Origin of the sequence: Rahnella sp. Larv3_ips (assembly GCF_003697865.1) — a bacterium.
Taxonomy (GTDB): domain Bacteria; phylum Pseudomonadota; class Gammaproteobacteria; order Enterobacterales; family Enterobacteriaceae; genus Rahnella; species Rahnella rivi.
Genome location: NZ_MJIB01000004.1, coordinates 192,964 through 210,998, shown reverse-complemented (window position 1 = coordinate 210,998; position 18,035 = coordinate 192,964). Strand labels below are relative to the sequence as shown.

15 protein-coding genes and 1 pseudogene are annotated in these 18,035 nt (G+C 52.6%); 7 read left to right on the top strand and 9 right to left on the bottom strand.

Annotation, left to right across the window (positions count from 1 at the left end; translation table 11 throughout):
* Positions 1–259: pseudogene (locus ED901_RS03375) on the bottom strand (Ter macrodomain-binding protein MatP); the annotation flags it as partial.
* Between the two features lie 209 nt (positions 260–468).
* Here ED901_RS03375 and ED901_RS03370 point away from each other — a divergent pair.
* Both ED901_RS03370 and fabA read left to right on the top strand, forming a co-directional pair.
* Positions 469–2,235, top strand: coding sequence for a Lon protease family protein (locus ED901_RS03370; RefSeq protein WP_122094813.1), 1,767 nt, complete (start codon positions 469–471; stop codon positions 2,233–2,235).
* Positions 2,236–2,303: 68 nt separating this feature from the next.
* The gene (gene fabA / locus ED901_RS03365; protein WP_056769330.1) at positions 2,304–2,822 is read left to right on the top strand and encodes a bifunctional 3-hydroxydecanoyl-ACP dehydratase/trans-2-decenoyl-ACP isomerase; all 519 of its coding nucleotides are present in this window, start codon (positions 2,304–2,306) and stop codon (positions 2,820–2,822) included.
* A gap of 187 nt (positions 2,823–3,009) precedes the next feature.
* On the opposite strand, the gene rmf is transcribed toward fabA, so the two are convergent.
* The 6 genes from rmf to rlmKL form a co-directional block, all read right to left on the bottom strand.
* Positions 3,010–3,177, bottom strand: coding sequence for a ribosome modulation factor (rmf, locus tag ED901_RS03360; protein WP_072158021.1), 168 nt, complete (start codon positions 3,175–3,177; stop codon positions 3,010–3,012).
* Between the two features lie 273 nt (positions 3,178–3,450).
* On the bottom strand, positions 3,451–4,020 hold the full coding sequence (pqiC, locus tag ED901_RS03345) for a membrane integrity-associated transporter subunit PqiC (protein WP_122094809.1): 570 nt from the start codon (positions 4,018–4,020) through the stop codon (positions 3,451–3,453).
* Positions 4,020–5,672, bottom strand: coding sequence for an intermembrane transport protein PqiB (gene pqiB / locus ED901_RS03340; protein WP_122094807.1), 1,653 nt, complete (start codon positions 5,670–5,672; stop codon positions 4,020–4,022). The genes pqiC and pqiB overlap by 1 nt, the downstream gene beginning before the upstream one ends.
* Complete coding sequence (gene pqiA / locus ED901_RS03335; protein WP_122094805.1) at positions 5,659–6,924, bottom strand: membrane integrity-associated transporter subunit PqiA; 1,266 nt, start codon at positions 6,922–6,924, stop codon at positions 5,659–5,661. Before pqiA ends, pqiB begins: the two co-directional genes overlap by 14 nt.
* A gap of 81 nt (positions 6,925–7,005) precedes the next feature.
* Positions 7,006–8,910 (bottom strand): ABC transporter ATP-binding protein, encoded by a 1,905-nt coding sequence (locus tag ED901_RS03330; RefSeq protein WP_056769319.1) that lies wholly within the window; start codon positions 8,908–8,910, stop codon positions 7,006–7,008.
* A 5-nt stretch (positions 8,911–8,915) separates the two neighbouring features.
* Positions 8,916–11,036: a bifunctional 23S rRNA (guanine(2069)-N(7))-methyltransferase RlmK/23S rRNA (guanine(2445)-N(2))-methyltransferase RlmL gene (gene rlmKL / locus ED901_RS03325; protein WP_122094804.1), complete on the bottom strand. Its 2,121-nt coding sequence runs from the start codon at positions 11,034–11,036 to the stop codon at positions 8,916–8,918.
* A 110-nt stretch (positions 11,037–11,146) separates the two neighbouring features.
* On the opposite strand from rlmKL, the gene ED901_RS03320 reads away from it, so the two are divergent.
* The gene (locus ED901_RS03320; RefSeq protein WP_122094803.1) at positions 11,147–12,250 is read left to right on the top strand and encodes a YcbX family protein; all 1,104 of its coding nucleotides are present in this window, start codon (positions 11,147–11,149) and stop codon (positions 12,248–12,250) included.
* Positions 12,251–12,320: 70 nt separating this feature from the next.
* On the opposite strand, the gene ED901_RS03315 is transcribed toward ED901_RS03320, so the two are convergent.
* Both ED901_RS03315 and pyrD read right to left on the bottom strand, forming a co-directional pair.
* The gene (locus tag ED901_RS03315) at positions 12,321–12,869 is read right to left on the bottom strand and encodes a cell division protein ZapC (RefSeq protein ID WP_122094802.1); all 549 of its coding nucleotides are present in this window, start codon (positions 12,867–12,869) and stop codon (positions 12,321–12,323) included.
* 186 nt (positions 12,870–13,055) lie between these two features.
* Positions 13,056–14,066: a quinone-dependent dihydroorotate dehydrogenase gene (gene pyrD / locus ED901_RS03310; RefSeq protein WP_122094801.1), complete on the bottom strand. Its 1,011-nt coding sequence runs from the start codon at positions 14,064–14,066 to the stop codon at positions 13,056–13,058.
* 312 nt (positions 14,067–14,378) lie between these two features.
* On the opposite strand from pyrD, the gene ssuE reads away from it, so the two are divergent.
* From ssuE to ssuC, 4 genes are read left to right on the top strand one after another with little or no spacing between them, the layout of a single operon-like run.
* On the top strand, positions 14,379–14,960 hold the full coding sequence (ssuE, locus tag ED901_RS03305) for an NADPH-dependent FMN reductase (protein ID WP_122094800.1): 582 nt from the start codon (positions 14,379–14,381) through the stop codon (positions 14,958–14,960).
* A 16-nt stretch (positions 14,961–14,976) separates the two neighbouring features.
* Positions 14,977–15,963 (top strand): sulfonate ABC transporter substrate-binding protein, encoded by a 987-nt coding sequence (locus tag ED901_RS03300; RefSeq protein WP_122094799.1) that lies wholly within the window; start codon positions 14,977–14,979, stop codon positions 15,961–15,963.
* Between the two features lie 57 nt (positions 15,964–16,020).
* Positions 16,021–17,175 (top strand): FMNH2-dependent alkanesulfonate monooxygenase, encoded by a 1,155-nt coding sequence (gene ssuD / locus ED901_RS03295; protein WP_056769307.1) that lies wholly within the window; start codon positions 16,021–16,023, stop codon positions 17,173–17,175.
* An 11-nt stretch (positions 17,176–17,186) separates the two neighbouring features.
* Entirely contained in the window at positions 17,187–17,978 is a 792-nt protein-coding gene (gene ssuC / locus ED901_RS03290) for an aliphatic sulfonate ABC transporter permease SsuC (RefSeq protein ID WP_122094798.1), read from the top strand.
* Positions 17,979–18,035 lie beyond the last annotated feature (57 nt).

The window sequence follows — 18,035 nt, the reverse complement described above, 5'->3', positions numbered from 1 at the left end:
GATGTTCAGCATTGAAATGGCGTTTACGGCGGGCGCGAATGGTTTGCTTGAGACGATTTTCCAGCGCCGGATTCATATTATTAGCAATCCAGTCCATGACCTTTACCGGTTCATTTTCCAGGCTAAGAAGTTGATTCACTGATTCATGCGCAGCGCTGTTTTCTAAATGGCGGGTGATCCGCTCACCTTCCCGGTGTTTTTTCACCAGATACTTCCATTTCCAACCGCTTTCGAGATTTTCCAGTTGCTGATATTTCATCGTGAACTCTTCTGTGACCACGTAACTTTACTAAGCATAACAGTTTTATTTCAATTTTCACTGCAAATAAACCCGCCAATTTGTTTGTTTTTTGCGCACCCGTTCAGCAATGTGCGTTAACTCGGATTTGGGGGTGACTCTCATTGTATGCAGCCGTGTTTATTCTTGTATAATCGCACTTTCCCTTTTTATAGAAAACAGCTAACACATTGACCAATAACCGACTTGACTGGCAGCTTTTACTGCCCGACTCCGCGCCTTATGAGGCAATCTTTGCAACGGCTGCCCAGTTAGCCCCTGTCGATTTCGCTGGAACTCAGCCTCGGCTGGAAAATGGTTTAACGCTGTTTTGTCATCCCCGCTCGCGCCCCCGCTTTATGGTTCTTAAAGCACAGGAAAACCGTGAGTATCTGTCACGTATCTCGAATGTGGTCAGCGAACTGCTCCCTGAGCCGCAAGAAATTGCCGGTAACCGCTATCACATCGAAGGCAATAAAGTGACGCTGCTGGCAGCAAAATCGGCAGAAGATGCCTTTGCAGCCAAATATACCTGTCAGTACCGTGAGTGGGTTGAGCCGGAACAGCTGTTTGGCTGCGTGCGGATCTATAAAGACCAGATTCAGCTTGAACCAGGATTGGTCCATCATCTGAACGGTGGCGTTCTGATTCTGTCGATTCGCAGCCTGCTCGCGCAGCCTCTGATGTGGTTACGTCTCAAGCAGATGATTACCGAAGGGCAATATCACTGGGTTTCTCCCGATGAAACACGCCCGTTGCCGGCAACCATTCCGCCAATGCCGTTGGATATCCGCCTGATTCTGGTGGGTGACCGCCTGTCTCTTGGCGATCTCAGCGACATGGAACCTGAGCTGATGGATTCCTCCATCTACGGTGAATTTGAAGCCGACCTGCCGTTGACTGAAACCAGCGATATGGAAACCTGGTGTGGTTACGTCAATACGCTGGCAGATGAGCTGGATGTCCCGCGTCTTGCCGCCGATGCCTGGCCAGAGTTTCTGAAGATAGCGATTCGCCAGAGCACCGATCAAGGTAGCCTGATTCTGGATCCGGTCTGGCTGAACACGCAGCTGAGTGAAGCCGCGCTCTACAATGAAGATGAATTGCTGAGTGCGAAAGCATTTGAAGCTGCGACCAGCTCCCGCGCATGGCGTGAGAGTTATTTACAAGAACGCATGCAGGATGAAATCGAACTTGGGCAAATTCTCATCGAAACCGATGGCGAAGTTGTCGGGCAGATCAATGGTCTGTCCGTTCTTGAATATCCGGGCCACCCGCGAGCACTGGGTGAACCTTCACGTATTAGTTGTGTCGTACACACCGGCGACGGTGAGTTTACTGACGTCGAGCGCAAAGCAGAACTGGGCGGCAATCTTCATGCGAAAGGCATGATGATCATGCAGGCCTTTCTGATTTCTGAACTGGAGCTCGACCAGCCTCTGCCCTTCTCCGCGTCTATTGTGTTTGAGCAATCTTACGGAGAAGTCGACGGCGACAGCGCCTCCCTGGCTGAACTTTGTGCACTGGTCAGTGCGCTTTCAATGCAGCCGATCAACCAGCAAATTGCTGTGACCGGTTCTGTTGATCAGTTTGGGAACGTGCAACCTATTGGTGGCGTAAATGAAAAAATCGAAGGTTTCTTCGAAGTTTGTCAGCGCCGTGGTCTGACCGGGAAACAAGGGGTCATTCTGCCCACCAGCAACGTGCGTAATTTGTGCCTGCATCCGCAGGTTATAGACGCCGTTCGCGAAGGCCAGTTTCATTTATGGGCAGTTGATAACGCAGCCGAAGCGCTGCCTATCCTGACCGGACTGATTTACTCAAACGAAGGTGAAGTTGAAGAAGAACGTCCGAGTTTGTTGGGGTTGATTCAGCAGCGCATTGCGCTGGCAACATCGCAAGGTGGCCCGCGTTATCCCTGGCCTCTTCGTTGGTTGAACTGGTTCAGTCGCAGCTGATCGGAGTTGTTCAGCTTACAGCTGTAAGCTAATCTTCGTCCTTCATTAAAATAAGGCTTACATAGAACATGGTAGATAAACGCGATTCCTATACGAAAGAAGACCTCATAGCTTCCGGCCGCAGTGAACTCTTCGGCGCAGGCGGTCCTCCGTTACCGTCAGGCAACATGCTGATGATGGATCGCATCGTCAAGATGCAAGAAGATGGCGGCACCCATGGCAAAGGCTATGTAGAAGCTGAACTGGATATCAATCCGGACCTGTGGTTCTTCGGTTGTCACTTCATCGGTGACCCGGTGATGCCTGGTTGTCTGGGTCTGGACGCTATGTGGCAGTTAGTGGGCTTCTATCTGGGCTGGCTCGGTGGCGAAGGCAAAGGCCGCGCACTGGGCGTCGGCGAGGTGAAATTCACCGGTCAGGTTCTGCCTACGGCTAAAGTGGTGACTTATCGCCTGAACTTCAAACGCGTGATCAACCGTAAACTGATCATGGGCGTTGCAGATGGTGAAGTGCTGGTTGACGGTGTCGTAATCTATACCGCAACAGATCTGAAAGTAGGTTTGTTCAAGGACGCTGCGGCGTTCTGATTCGGCAAATACTGCAATTAACAGAACGGCGGGTCTTCGGATCCGCCGTTTTTTTATGCCTGATTTATCTCTGATCTCTGATAAGAGATAATTGTGAGTGAGATAAACGTCTCAGTGATGACTGCCCGCATAAACGAAAACCTCCGCGCGTAGCGGAGGTTGTTCCTTTTTCTGCCAGTGCCGCCGCTTAAGCGGTTACGGCCCTGACCTCCATGGCTTGTCGCCACCCCCCGAGCCAATGTGATCGGGCATCTAATGATTGGTAGGGGCAAATCTCTTTTGAGCGCCCGCCAATACCTGCTTGATATCCACGTGATTGTGCCCGTTCCAGGCGATCGCGTTTTTGTCTCTTCATGCCTTGTATCCCTCATTATTCAGGTCAGGTGGAAAGAAAACAGTGGTGCGCTTCTGCGTCCACCCCTAATAAATAGCGGCTATCAGCAAGGAGGTCAATGCTCAAAATTCACGCCAATGTCATAAATGTGAGATATTTTATCGGATTGCGCGCAAATGAATCGCGCCTTAAGAATCACATCTGGCTGATCACAAATAAAAAATCCCGGCATCTGAAAATCAGAAGCCGGGATTTTTATTATTTAGCTCAAATTAAATTAAGCTTAAAAAGTTTTTATCTTACCTGAGCCGCTATCTGGCTTGCTTCTTGCTGCCAGCCGGTAGCCAGAGTTCTGACCAGTGCGTCATAACCGTCTTCACCCTGTTTCAGATTCAGCGCAAAATCACGCTGAATTGTCTGGCCGTTTCGGTTCAGCGTCCAGCTACCGCTCACCACCACGATGCCATCGTACCGGCCATGGAAACCGGTGACATTAACGTTCAACACGTCCTGATCGTCAGAGCTGGCGGGCTGACCGGAAACCAAATACCCCGGTAAATCACGGCGCAGATAGGTCACCAGAGACTGCTGTAGCTGCTGATCCAGCGGGCTGGCCCACAGGTTATTTTGAGTCAGCGTGTATTGCACATCATTGGTCTGATACACCAGCCCTGAACCTGCCAGGTAATCAGCGACACTCACGTGCTCTACCCACAGCTTACGCTGCTCGGTCATGCCGGACGACATTACGCTACCGGCGGCCGTTGTACTGCTTAGCAACGGCAGCTGGTAGTAGGTCTTCTGATTACTGCTGTTACAGGCAGTCAGGAATAATGCTAAGACGACAGGTATCCATTTTTTCATTATTTGGCCTTCTTCGGCTGAGGATCATCTTGCCCAGGGGCTGCGAAAATCAGAGCGTTACTTTTCTGGTTCAGCGTTTTCAGGACTGGCTGTAGCTCGCGCAAGGTCTTGTCCAGACTTTGCATATCGCCCACCAGATTGCCGTACGCCGGAGAACCAGGCTGGAATCCTTTCAGACTGCGGTTCAGCTGGATTAGCGTCTGCTGCATGTCTTTCGGCAGATTCTTCATCTCTTTGCTGCCAACGATCGCATTAAGAGATTCGATCGTTTTCTGCGTTGCCCGCATCGTTTTCTGACTTTCCGCCAGCGTGCTGGTGGCTTCACGCATCATAGGTTCGATAGGCAGATTGTTGATTTTATCCAGTGTGGCAATGAGTTTCTGCTGGATCTGCGCGAACCCACCGCTCACCGTTGGCAGCAGTTTGTGCCCGGCCAGTTCCAGCGGCCCTTTCCACGGTTTCTCATTAGGATAGAAATCAAGATCGATGTACATCGAGCCCGTCAGCAGGTTAGCGGATTTCATCGACGCACGAAGACCATGAGCAATGCCATCACGAATGTGATCTTCAATATTGAAGTTACTGCCGAGCAGTTGAACAAAGCGATCGGGTTCAATGCGGATCAGTACCGGAATACGATAATCGTCGGACATCTGCTGATTCAGCACATTCAACGGATAAGGAACTTCTGCTACTGTCCCCAGACGTATGCCACGGAATTCGACCGGCGCGCCAGGTTGCAGACCGCGAACGGAGTCAGAGAAGAACATCACGTAATCCATATGACGGGTATACAGCGATTCCTGAATACTTTTCTGGTCGTCAAACAGCTGATAGTTATCGCCGTTTTTAGCCGCCTGCCCCTGCGTCCAGCCATTAGGAATATCGAAACTCACGCCACCGCTGAACAGCGTGGTCAGAGAGCCCATTTCCACACGCATTCCGGCAGCAGACATATCAAAATTCACGCCGCTGTCTTTCCAGAAGCGGACATTGTCGGATACCAGCGTGTCGTAAGGCGCACGAATGAACAGCTGATATTTGATATTGCGGGCTTTAGGATCGAAGTGGCTGGTTTCCACTGTACCGACCTGGAATCCACGGAACAGCACCGGGTCACCCGGACTTAGCTGACCGGAGCGTTCACTTTCCAGGACGACACGGATCCCTTTGGCATCCGGTGACGCCAGTGGCGGGGAGTCATCGAGTTTATATTCCGTTTTCTCGCCGCCTTTATTTCCCGGCTGAAGCTGAATATAAGCCCCGGATAACAGTGTCCCCAAACCAGAAACGCCTTCACGGCCAATTTGCGGTTTCACCACCCAGAAGACGGAGTCATCGTGCAGCATTTTTTCCATGCCGGTGTTAAGACGCGCCTTGATAATCACCTGCTGAAGGTCATCGCTCAGGGTGACTGATTCAACTTTGCCGACGTCCACGTTACGGCTTTTGATGGTGGTTTTCCCGCCCTCAATGCCTTCGGCCGTCGCGGTGATCAGCGTCACTTCCGGTCCCTGGTGGCTGTAATGATAAAACAGGATCCATGCCCCGATCAGCGCAGTAACGATCGGGACAATCCACACCGGTGACCAGCGTTTAATCTTTTCTACTTTGGCAGTTCCGTCATGCTCTGCCATGTTATTTCCTGCCATCTTGTGGCTCCTTTGTAGACTTCATTCCGGCACGATCCCAAATGAGCCTTGGGTCAAACGTCATTGCAGCGAACATAGTGAGGATGACGACGCCAGCAAACAGCAGCGCGCCGATGTCCGGATAAATACTCATGAGCTGCCCCATTCTTACCAGTGCAGAAAGTACCGCAATCACAAACACGTCAATCATCGACCAGCGGCCAACAAATTCAACAAGTTCGTAAATCACATGCAACCTTTCACGGTCAATTTCTTTATTGCTGTTCGCATCCCAGCACAGCCAGGCAATCGCGATCATTTTTAACGTCGGCACCATGATACTGGCGATAAAAATCACCATCGCCACCGGATAAGAACCATCACTCCACAGCAGCACCACACCGGCCATGATCGTCGAAGGCATCGGAGTTCCCAGCACCTGAGTGATCATGATCGGCAACAGATTGGCCGGAAGATAGAGCAGAACCGAGGTGACCAAAAGCGCCATCGTCCATTGCAGGCTGTTTTTACGCCGTGCATGGCCCTGGCTCTTGCAGCGGCCGCACTCTTTTTGGTCAACGGGCAAAATCGCCATACAGCAGTGACATGAACGCAGCCCCTGTCGCAGGCCGCTTTCGCCCACGCGAACAGGGTGTTCAACCGCCGGAGCAGGCTCGATATGCTGCCATAACCAGAAGCGGTCAGTGCACTGGAACGCGCGTAGTTGCAGTAAACAGAACAGGACATAGGGGATGAAACTGGTCCCGACCCCAACGTCGCCGTAGGCCATCAGCTTAACGAAGCTGACCAGAACACCGGCGAGAAATATCTCCACCATGCACCAGCTTTTCAGCCTGAACAGGGTACGCGCGATACTCACTTTCCAGTGAACGGGGATGTTTATGCCCTGATAGAGAATAATGATAGACACCATGCAGATGGCCGGGAGCAGTTGCACCACGATCATAAACAGTGACGCCATACTGGCGTAATCTTCTGACACCAGCACCTGCGGGATTTGCACCAGCGTAACTTCGCTGCTCAGTCCGGCAACGTTCATATTCACAAAGGGGAAAAGGTTGGCGAGCAACAGCATAAACAAGGCGCTGATTGCGTAACCGACAGGACGTCTGCGAGGCTCATTCCAGCGGGTTGTCAGCGTCGTATGGCAACGTGGACAAACGGCCTTTTGCCCGATATTCAAACCAGGTATTGCCACCAGCATGTCGCATTGGGGGCATAAGATGTGCGGACCATGGGCATCAGAACACACAAGCGACTCCTCAATAGCGGAAAGGCCAAAGATATCGGCAACCGGTATTCCCTATAGCCGGTTGCCGATAAGCGTGCAGTGTTAGCCGTTTTTCTGCGCTTCCAGCGCTTCCCAACGTTCGAACGCCTGCTCTAACTCCTGCTCTGCAGCAGCGAAAGCCGCAAGCACTTGCTGAGTTTCTTCATGAGGAAGTGTGAAGAAATTCGCATCGCTCATCTGCTGTTGCAGTGCTTCAATTTTTTCTTCCAGTGTGCTGATTTGCAGTGGCAATTGTTCAAGCTCACGTTGTTGATTATAGCTGAGCTTGTTCGCCGTGCGTTTGGCCTGTTCTGCTTTCGGCTGTGCAGGTGCTTTATTTTCAGCTGCCGCAACCTGACGAATTGGCTTCTGATGACGGCGTTGATGCTGCGCGTCATGGTAACCGCCGACATAGCTGTTGATCACGCCGTTGCCTTCGTAAATCCAGCATTCAGTGGCCGAGTTATCAACAAATTCACGGTCATGGCTCACCAGCATTACGGTGCCCTGATAGGAATCGATCATCTCTTCCAGCAGCTCGAGAGTTTCCACATCCAGGTCATTGGTTGGTTCATCGAGAATCAACAGATTGCTTGGGCGCAGGAACAATTTTGCCAGCAGCAGACGGTTACGTTCGCCGCCCGAGAGTGCTTTCACCGGGGTCATTGCACGTTTTGGATGGAACAGGAAGTCCTGCAGGTAGCCCAGAACATGGCGTGAGCGGCCATTGACCATCACTTCCTGCTTACCTTCCGCGAGGTTATCCATCACGGTACGTTCAGGATCCAGCTCGGCACGGTGCTGATCGAAATACGCCACTTCCAGCTTGGTACCGCAGTGAACACGGCCACTGTCAGCCTTAATCTGGCTTAACATCAGTTTCAGCAGCGTCGTTTTGCCACAGCCGTTCGGACCGATCAGCGCAATTTTATCGCCGCGCATCACCTGAGCCGAGAAGTTGCTGACCAGTTGTTTACCGGCCACGCTGTAGTTAACGTCTTCCATTTCAAAGACGATCTTGCCGGAGCTTGCGGCTTCAACCACCTGCATCTTGGCGGTGCCCATCACTTCACGGCGATCGGAGCGCTCTTTACGCAGGGCTTTCAGGGCGCGTACGCGGCCTTCGTTACGGGTACGTCGGGCTTTGATACCCTGACGGATCCACACTTCTTCCTGCGCCAGTTTTTTATCAAACTCGGCATTTTGCAGCTCTTCAACGCGCAGCGCTTCTTCTTTCGCCAGCAGATAAGCTTCGTAGTTACCCGGGTAGGAAACCAGTTTGCCGCGGTCGAGATCGACAATGCGGGTCGCCATATTGCGGATGAAAGAACGGTCATGGGAAATGAAGATTATGCTGCCCTGGAATTCTTTCAGGAACTCTTCCAGCCACGCGATACTTTCGATATCCAGGTGGTTGGTCGGTTCATCGAGCAACAAAATCTGGGGAGCGCTGACCAGCGCACGTCCCAGCGCGGCTTTACGCAGCCAGCCGCCAGACAGCGCTTTCAGTTCGGTGTCAGCATCCAGACCCAGTTTCAAGAGCACTTCGTTGATACGGCTGTCGAGCTGCCACAGGCCCTGGTGATCGAGGATCTCCATCACCTGCGCCAGTTTGTTCAGGTTCTTTTCGCTCGGATCGGTTTCGACCAGATGCGAAATAGCGTGATACGCCTTCAGATGTTCGGCTTGCTCGAAGACGCCTTCAGAGACGAAATCGAATACGGTACCGGCAACGTTACGCGGCGGATCCTGTTGCAGACGCGCCACAATCAAATCCTGCTCGTACACGATGCGCCCGTCATCCAGCGGCACTTCACGGTTGAGAATTTTCATCAGCGTCGATTTACCGGCGCCGTTACGTCCAACCAGACACACGCGCTCGTTCGGCTCGATGTGCAATTCGGTGTTATCCAACAGCGGCGAGTCACTGAATGACAGCCAGGCACCTGACATACTAATTAACGACATAAACTTTATTTTTCCTCGCCAGCGTGAGAGAGCAGCCAGCAGTTATGAATTTGACGATTACGGGCGAAATCCTGTGACAGGGTTTGGCTGGTGATTTCTTTCGCGCTCAGACCCAGTTTGCTCAGTCCGTCGAGATCCATCTGGAAGCCGCGCTTGTTGTTGGAGAACATGATGGTACCGTTGCGACGCAGGATACGCTTCAAATCTTTCATTAATGAAAGGTGATCGCGCTGCACGTCGAAACTTTCAGCCATACGTTTGGAGTTTGAGAATGTCGGCGGATCGATAAAGATCACATCGAACTGTTCGTCGCACATGCCGAGATAGGACAGGCAATCCGCCTGAATCAGACGATGCTGACGACCGGTCAGGCCATTAACGCGCAGGTTTTTCTCAGCCCACTCAAGATAGGTACGGGACATATCTACGGTAGTCGTACTGCGTGCGCCGCCCAGCCCTGCATGAACACTGGCCGTTCCGGTATAAGCAAACAGGTTCAGGAAGTCTTTACCGTTACTCATTTCGCCCAGCATTTTGCGCGCGATGCGGTGATCGAGGAACAGACCTGTGTCGAGATAATCGGTCAGGTTCACCCACAGCTTAGCGTTAAATTCTTCTACCAGCTGGAACTCACCCTTTTGAGCCAGTTTCTCATACTGGTTAGTGCCCTTCTGACGTTCACGGGTTTTCAACACCAGCTGGCTGGAGGAAACATCCAGCACCGCAAGCGTAGCGTTGATCACGTCGAACAGACGCTGACGGGCTTTTTGCGCATCCACGGTTTTTGGTGGCGCATATTCCTGCACCACGACTTTACTGCCGTAGCGGTCAACCGCCACGTTGTAATCCGGCAAATCAGCGTCATACAGGCGATAGCATTCGATCCCCTGCTGTTTGGCCCATTTTTCCAGCTTTTTGACGTTCTTACGCAGACGGTTGGCATAGTCTTCTGCCATCTGCACGCCCGCAGCACCGGTTGGGTTTTCCGACAACTGATAGTTTTTCTGCACGCATTCCAGCGGTCCGTTCTTCGCTTTGAACTGGCGATCGGCGCGCAACTGCACACAGCTCAGCAGCTCAGGCGATGCGCTGAACAGGGACAACTGCCAGCCGCCAAACTGCATCTTCATGATGCGGCCCAGCTGATTATGCAAGGCAATCAGCGCCGGTTCACTTTCCAGACGCTCGCCGTATGGCGGGTTACTGATAACAGTACCGGTCGGGCCTTCAGGCAACGGATTAACCAGTTTGCCCACTTCAGCCGCTTCGAAGCTGATAATTTCTGACACGCCGGCGCGACGGGCGTTGGAGCGCGCCATCTCGATCACACGGCGGTCGATATCAGAACCGAAGAAACGAGAGGACGTTTCCTGCACAGCGCGGCGGGTACGAACCTGCGCTTCCGTTGTCAGTTCACGCCACAGCTCGGTATCGAATTTGTTCCACCCGGTGAAACCCCAGTGTGGACGGTGCAGACCCGGCGCACGATCGGCGGCGATCATTGCGGCTTCAATCAGCAAGGTGCCTGAACCACACATCGGATCCAGCATCGGTGTGCCCGACTGCCAGCCGGAGCGCATCACGATAGCGGCAGCCAGATTTTCTTTCAGCGGTGCCTGACCGGCAAGGTCACGGTAGCCACGCTGATGCAGGCCTTCGCCGCTCAGATCCAGCGCGACGCTGGCGGTATCACGTTGCAGAAATACGTTTACGCGGATGTCAGGCAACTGCTTCGCCACATTCGGACGTTCATCCATTTTGCGGGTAAAGCTGTCAACGATGGCGTCTTTCACTTTCAGCGCACCGTACTGACTGTTGCGGATTTCGTCGTTCAGGCCGCTGAAATGCACCGCGAAGGTTTTATCAACGCTGAAAATTTCCGGCCAGTCGATGGCCATCACGCCAAGATAAAGATCTAAGTCACTGTGGACTTTAAATTCGTTCAGAGGCAGCAGGATGCGCGAAGCCAGGCGGCTCCACAGCAAGCTTTTATACATCAGGCGATCGTCACCTTCAAAATGCACCCCTCCCTGCACAACTTTGCAGGCTTGCGCACCCAGCGTTTCCAGTTCGCTTTTTAACAGTTCTTCCAGTCCACGCGCCGTGCTGGCAAACAAAGAGTTCATATCGACATATCACCAAAAATAAAATTGTTGCGCATTATAGCTAATCCCGGGCGCTTGTCATAAAGTCTCTGGTTCTCTTTTAAGATCGAAAATCAGAGAGGCGATGTTAAGTGCCCATTCTTTCACGTTTATTTGTTCACCCGATAAAATCCATGCGTGGCCTGCAAGTGTCTCATTCGCTGGTCACCGCAACGGGTCTGGCGTTTGATCGCCAGTTTATGCTGACCGACCCTCAGGGCATGTTTATTACCGCCCGCCAGTATCCGAATCTGGTGTTGTTCACCCCGGTTCTGTTACCCGATGGCCTGATGATTGTCCCGCCGGAAGGTGAGAGCATCAGCGTCAAATTCAGTGAATTCAACGGCCAGAATCAGCCGACAGAAGTCTGGGGCAATCAGTTTACCTCACTCATCGCGCCAGAACCGGTAAATCGCTGGTTGAGTGGTTATTTAAAGCGTGATGTTCAGTTGCGCTGGGTAGGTGACGAACCGACCCGCCGGGTCAAAAAACATCCTGAAGTGCCGCTTTCGTTTGCCGACGGATTCCCGTATTTACTGATCAATGAAGCTTCGATGCAGGATTTACAACGTCGCTGTCCGGGTGGCGTCCGAACGGAGCAGTTCCGCCCTAATATCGTTGTGAGCGGCGCAGAAGCTTACGCCGAGGACACGTGGCAGACGATCCGTATCGGCGAAGTGATCTTCGATCTGGTGAAACCTTGCAGCCGCTGTATTTTCACTACCGTCAGTATTGAGCGAGGGCGTAAACATCCGGGCGGGGAGCCGCTGAAAACCCTGCAAAGCTACCGTACGGCCAGCGACGGCGATGTGGATTTCGGTCAGAACATGATTGCCCGCAATTCCGGCGTGATCCGCGCTGGTGACAGCGTGGAGATCCTGACGACTAAACCGCCCCGCCCTTACGGCGCGGGTCAAGTGATTGAAAGTGTTGAAGCACCTAAAAACAGCGCACAGACTCTGACCATTAATTATCAGGGCACCGAATTTACCGGCAACAATCAGCAGATTTTACTCGAGCAGCTGGAGTTACAGGGGTTACGCATCCCTTATTCATGCAGGGCGGGAATTTGCGGAGCCTGTAAAATGACGTTGAAAGACGGGCAGGTGTCACCGCTGAAAGAAAGTGCGGTAGGTAAAGACGGGACGATTCTGGCGTGCAGTTGTATTCCGGCCTCGGATATCGTGCTCAGCTAGAACTGTTTGAATTGGGAAATTTGAGTTCGGAAAGAACAGGCGGTTTTATCAGAGCGTCGCTGATAAAGGATTACACCGCCTGGTCATACACATCGCGGCTGCTGGTTCTGATCGTTGCGGGCATCAGCCGGTCATGCATGATTTTAATCGCATCCCCGAGCACCATGCCGCGCCCTGCCACTGTCAGCCTTTCCTGCGCCAGTAAGCACAAGCTCGCATTATCGCCTGATTCAACAATCAGCAGCGTGGCCTGTTCGCCGCTTTCCATCACCTGCACGTGTGCAAGCTGGCCGTTACCCGGCTGGAACGGACGAACCTGCTGACTGAAATGCCAGCTCTTGGGCATCAGCGGCTTTAAAAAACGAAAAGCGACCAGAGCGTTTAATACTAATTCGGCGCGCTGCTCTGCCCCGAGTTTAATCTGTTTACATTGTTCTTCGAAATCGAAATACAGCGCCGCATCATCGACGCAAAAAGTCATTTCGCCAAAAGCATCAGGCGTGAGCATTTTAGCCGGAAAACGGGAACGGAAAATCATGCCATTGGCGAGATCCAACATCAGTCGGTCATGTTCAGCATCAAAATACCAACGCCAATTATCATCTGGTTTGATTTTCATTTCGTCATCCTGTTCACCCTCAATGCCCGCAATCTGACTTCATTACCTGCTATCCCGATAAGAATAGATTTTTTTATAATGAAAAGAAATCAGACAAATCCTGAGCCTGAATTAAACTCAGTGGACAAAATATAGACGAGCCGGGTTAATAAATAAACCCCTGACTCGTCATGAGGAAGAAAAATATTAGATGTGGGTAACAATATCTTTGATCAGACCAGGGCCTTTGAAGATAAATCCGGAATAGATTTGAATTAAGGATGACCCGGCAGCCATCTTTTCACGCGCAGCGGTTAATGAATCAATCCCGCCCACGCCAATAATAGGCAGACGGCCTTGTAATTCATTCGACAACATGCGGATGATTTCTGTACTGCGAAGCTGTACCGGACGCCCGCTGAGGCCACCGACCTGCTCACAATAATTAAGCCCCTGAACGAGTTTACGATCGAGCGTGGTGTTAGTCGCAATTACGCCATCCATATTATGACGCACCAGACTGTCAGCTATTTGGATCAATTCTTCCTGAGAAAGATCGGGCGCGATCTTCACGGCAACAGGAACATATTTCTGATGACGCTGTTGGAGTTCGAGCTGTTTATTCTTGATCGCTGCCAGTAAATCATCCAGCGCTTCGCCGTATTGCAGCGAACGTAATCCCGGTGTGTTGGGGGATGAAATATTCACGGCGATATAGCCCGCATACGGATATACCTTCTCCATACAGGTCAGATAATCGTCTTTGCCCTGCTCGACCGGCGTATCTTTATTCTTACCGATATTAATGCCAATGATGCCGCCAAAATGGGATTTTTTGACGTTATTGACCAGATTATCAACACCGTGGTTATTAAAGCCCATGCGGTTAATCAGGCCTTCCGCTTCCACTATACGGAATAAACGCGGTTTATCATTGCCGTCCTGCGCACGCGGAGTCACGGTTCCGACCTCAATAAATCCAAAGCCCATCGCACCAAACGCATCAATACATTCGCCATCTTTATCAAGACCGGCGGCCAGCCCTAGCGGGTTTTTAAAAGACAGCCCCATACAGTTCACCGGTTTCGTCGGTACTGACTGGCGGATCAAAAATTCAAGGGGTGTGCCGGAAATACGGCTCAGCTGACGAAAGGTTAACTCGTGGGCGCGCTCTGGATTGAGCTGAAACAGTGCTTTCCTGATAAGAGGATAATACATGGAGACTCCTGGATTCCCGGTGGCTAGACGGGGCAGTATTATCGACTAACCGCCGGTCAATTGGAAACGATAACCGGCCAATTGCCGTAATAAATGCCCACGCGCGCAAACGATTACTTTTTCTTTACTTCTGATTCACGTTTTCTTCCGTTTCTGCCTCAGGGTGCCCCTCCCGCTGAGGGCGCTTTATCCGTTTTACGACTATTGATAGCCAAAATTGAGATTTCCGCTCCGCCGCCTCTGCCTGTTACGTTAATTTCACTTTGTTAATGAAAATAATGGTTCTATAACTATTTGTTATAAGGAATAGAGATGCGCGTTATAACTCTGGCAGGCAGCCCGCGACAACCCTCCCGCTCTTCTTCCCTGCTGGCGCTCAGTCACCAGTGGCTGGCGAGCCGTGGCGTGGAGGTCTTCACCTACAACCTTCAGGATTTTTCTGCCGATGACCTGCTGTTTGCAAATTTCTCCAGCCCGCAGCTGAAACAACTGATTGCCGAGCTGGCTAGTGCGGATGGTTTGATTGTCGCGACGCCGGTCTATAAAGCGTCGTTTTCAGGTGCGTTAAAAACGCTGCTGGATATGCTGCCGGAACGCGCACTGGATCACAAAGTCGTTCTGCCCCTGGCCACGGCGGGTTCCATCGGCCACATGCTGGCGGTGGATTACGCACTCAAACCGGTGCTCGCTTCGCTGAAAGCGCAGGAAGTTCTGCAAGGTGTTTTCGCCGATGACAGCCTGATCACTGATTATCAAACGTTCCCGGCCACGCTGGACCCGGCACTGGCCGAGCGTCTTAACGAATCGCTGGAAAACTTCTATCTGGCACTCAGCCGCCGCCGTCCGGTTGCCACGCCCGCAGCCTCTCTTTCAGCGCAAGTTCTGCGCGTCTGACAAAAAGGAATTCGCCATGACTGCGTCATTTTCGTTCTCTTTATCGTCTCTTCGCCGTCTGCCGGTGGTCGCCAGCTTGCTCACCAGCCTGCTCCTCAGCGGTTACGCGGTGGCTGACGAAAAGGCGCCGGAGCAACTTCGCATCGCCTATCAGAAAGGCTCAGTTGGTCTGGTGCTGGCAAAATCGCACAAATTACTGGAAACACGTTTTCCGAATACCAAAATCACCTGGATTGAGTTCCCGGCTGGGCCGCAAATTCTGGAAGCCCTTAACGTCGGCAGTATCGATTTAGGCGGCACCGGTGATCTCCCCCCGCTGTTCGCTCAGGCGGCGGGCGCCGATTTGCTCTATATCGGTTCGGAACCGCCGAAGCCGAAAGCCGAAGTCATTCTGGTTGATGAAAACAGCCCGATCAAAAGCGTCGCCGATCTGAAAGGTCACAAAGTGGCGTTTCAGAAAGGCTCAAGCTCGCATAATTTGCTGATCCGCGCCCTGCAACAGGCCGGGCTAAAACTCAGTGATATTCAGCCGGTATACCTGACACCAGCCGATGCCCGCGCCGCCTTCCAGCAACATGACGTTGATGCCTGGGCCATCTGGGATCCCTATTATTCTGCCGCACAGGTACAGGGAAAGGTCCGGGTGCTGACCGATGGTTCCTCATTGCATCAGACCGGTTCGTTCTATCTGGCCCCAAAGAAATATACCGAAGCCAATCCGCAGTTTATTCAACAGGTTCTGACGGTGTTAACGCAGGCGAATGCGCTGACCAAAACCGATCGTGAGCAAAGTATCAAACTGCTTTCCCAGTCGATGGGACTGCCCGAAAAAGTGGTTGCGTCATATCTGGATCATCTGCCGGATCTGCCGATTACGCCGGTCAGCGCTGAAACAGAAAAGCGCCAGCAGCAAACCGCCGATCTGTTCTATGAGAATCACATTTTGCCTAAGCAGGTCGAGATCAAAGACCGCATCTGGAAACCAACAGCTCAGGCTAATTAATTATCTGACGACTTAACCGCCATCACGAGCGGAAACAAACGAGAGAGGAGTAACCCTATGAGTCTCAACGTATTCTGGTTTTTACCTACCCACGGTGACGGTCGCTATTTAGGCACGGAAGAAGGTGCACGCGTCGTTGATCACGGTTATTTGCAACAAATTGCGCAAGCGGCTGACCGCCTCGGTTTCGGCGGCGTATTACTGCCGACCGGCCGTTCCTGCGAAGACTCATGGTTAGTGGCTGCTTCACTGATTTCTGTCACACAACGCCTGAAATTCCTGGTGGCGCTGCGTCCTGGCATTATTTCCCCGACACTGGCTGCCCGTCAGGCGGCAACGCTTGACCGGCTTTCCGGCGGCCGGGCACTGTTTAATCTGGTTACCGGAGGCGATCCGGCCGAGCTGGCTGCCGAGGGGCTGCACCTCAATCACAAAGAACGTTATGAAGCCTCGGCAGAATTCACCCGCATCTGGCGTCGTGTGCTGGAAGGCGAAACGGTGGATTACGAGGGCAAACATATTCAGGTGAAAGGCGCGAGCCTGATGCACCCGCCGGTTCAGTACCCTCGCCCGCCGTTGTATTTCGGCGGTTCTTCTGACGAAGCGCAGGATCTGGCCGCAGAACAGGTGGAACTGTACCTGACCTGGGGCGAGCCGCCGGCGTTAGTGAAAGAGAAAATCGAACAGGTGCGCGCGAAGGCCGCAGCAAAAGGCCGCACAGTGCGTTTCGGCATTCGTCTGCATGTAATTGTGCGCGAAACCAATGAGGAAGCGTGGCGCGCCGCCGACAAGCTGATCGCAAACGTTGATGATGAAACCATTCAACGCGCACAGGCAGCGTTTGCCAAAACCGACTCCGTCGGCCAGCACCGCATGGCGGCTTTGCACGGCGGCGATCGCAATAAACTGGAAATTTATCCAAATCTTTGGGCCGGTATTGGTCTGGTGCGTACCGGTGCAGGCACTGCGCTGGTTGGTGACGGTCCGACCGTTGCGGCGCGGATGCAGGAATATGCCGATCTGGGCATCGACACCTTTATTTTCTCCGGCTATCCGCATCTGGAGGAAGCGTACCGCGTCAGCGAACTGCTGTTCCCGCATCTGGATCTGGCGAAACCGGAAGACGAGAGCGTGGTGAAGAAAGCCATTTTGCCGCGTGGTGAACTGGTCGCTCACGACTTTGCCAATAAAAGCGTCACCCGTCAGCATTAAGGAGAACGGACATGAACGCATCACAACGCTGGCTGCACCGTATTTTGCCGTGGATTGTGCCGGTGGTGCTGATCGGGGGCTGGCAGGTGGCGGTCGAAGCGGACTGGTTATCCAACCGCATCCTTCCGGCGCCCAGCGCCGTGGTCGAAGCCTTCTGGACCTTAGCGAAAAGCGGCGATCTTTGGCAAAACCTGAAGATCAGTACGTTTCGCGCGCTGACCGGTTTCGCCATTGGCGGCAGCCTGGGTTTACTGCTCGGCTTTATTACCGGACTCTCGCGCTGGGGCGAGCGTCTGCTCGACAGTTCACTGCAAATGCTGCGCAACATTCCCCATCTGGCGCTGATCCCGCTGGTGATTTTGTGGTTCGGCATCGACGAAACCGCCAAAATTTTCCTGGTGGCACTGGGTACGCTGTTCCCGATTTATCTCAATACCTATCACGGCATCCGCAATATTGACCGTGGTTTACTGGAGATGTCCCGCAGCTACGGGTTGTCCGGTTTTCCGCTGTTTATTCAGGTGGTTTTACCGGGCGCACTGCCGTCCATTATGGTCGGTGTGCGCTTTGCGCTGGGTTTCATGTGGCTGACGCTGATTGTCGCCGAAACCATTTCTGCTAACTCAGGCATCGGCTATCTGGCGATGAATGCGCGCGAATTTTTGCAAACTGATGTTGTGGTCGTCGCCATCGTACTTTATGCCATCCTCGGCAAACTCGCCGATATTATGGCTCGTCAGCTGGAAAGTGTCTGGTTGCGCTGGCACCCCGCTTATCAGAAAAAACAAGGAGACGCCGCATGAGCGCACCTGCACGCATACCGCAAGGCACGCCGGTCACGTTGTCTGGCATCACCAAAA

Coding starts and splice junctions, on each gene's coding strand:
- rmf (WP_072158021.1), bottom strand. CDS start 3,177: ATGAAGAGACAAAAACGCGATCGCCTGGAACGGGCACAATCACGTGGA.
- ED901_RS03330 (WP_056769319.1), bottom strand. CDS start 8,910: ATGTCGTTAATTAGTATGTCAGGTGCCTGGCTGTCATTCAGTGACTCG.
- pyrD (WP_122094801.1), bottom strand. CDS start 14,066: ATGTATTATCCTCTTATCAGGAAAGCACTGTTTCAGCTCAATCCAGAG.
- ED901_RS03300 (WP_122094799.1), top strand. CDS start 14,977: ATGACTGCGTCATTTTCGTTCTCTTTATCGTCTCTTCGCCGTCTGCCG.
- ED901_RS03315 (WP_122094802.1), bottom strand. CDS start 12,869: ATGAAAATCAAACCAGATGATAATTGGCGTTGGTATTTTGATGCTGAA.
- pqiB (WP_122094807.1), bottom strand. CDS start 5,672: ATGGCAGGAAATAACATGGCAGAGCATGACGGAACTGCCAAAGTAGAA.
- rlmKL (WP_122094804.1), bottom strand. CDS start 11,036: ATGAACTCTTTGTTTGCCAGCACGGCGCGTGGACTGGAAGAACTGTTA.
- ssuC (WP_122094798.1), top strand. CDS start 17,187: ATGAACGCATCACAACGCTGGCTGCACCGTATTTTGCCGTGGATTGTG.
- fabA (WP_056769330.1), top strand. CDS start 2,304: ATGGTAGATAAACGCGATTCCTATACGAAAGAAGACCTCATAGCTTCC.
- pqiC (WP_122094809.1), bottom strand. CDS start 4,020: ATGAAAAAATGGATACCTGTCGTCTTAGCATTATTCCTGACTGCCTGT.
- ssuD (WP_056769307.1), top strand. CDS start 16,021: ATGAGTCTCAACGTATTCTGGTTTTTACCTACCCACGGTGACGGTCGC.
- ssuE (WP_122094800.1), top strand. CDS start 14,379: ATGCGCGTTATAACTCTGGCAGGCAGCCCGCGACAACCCTCCCGCTCT.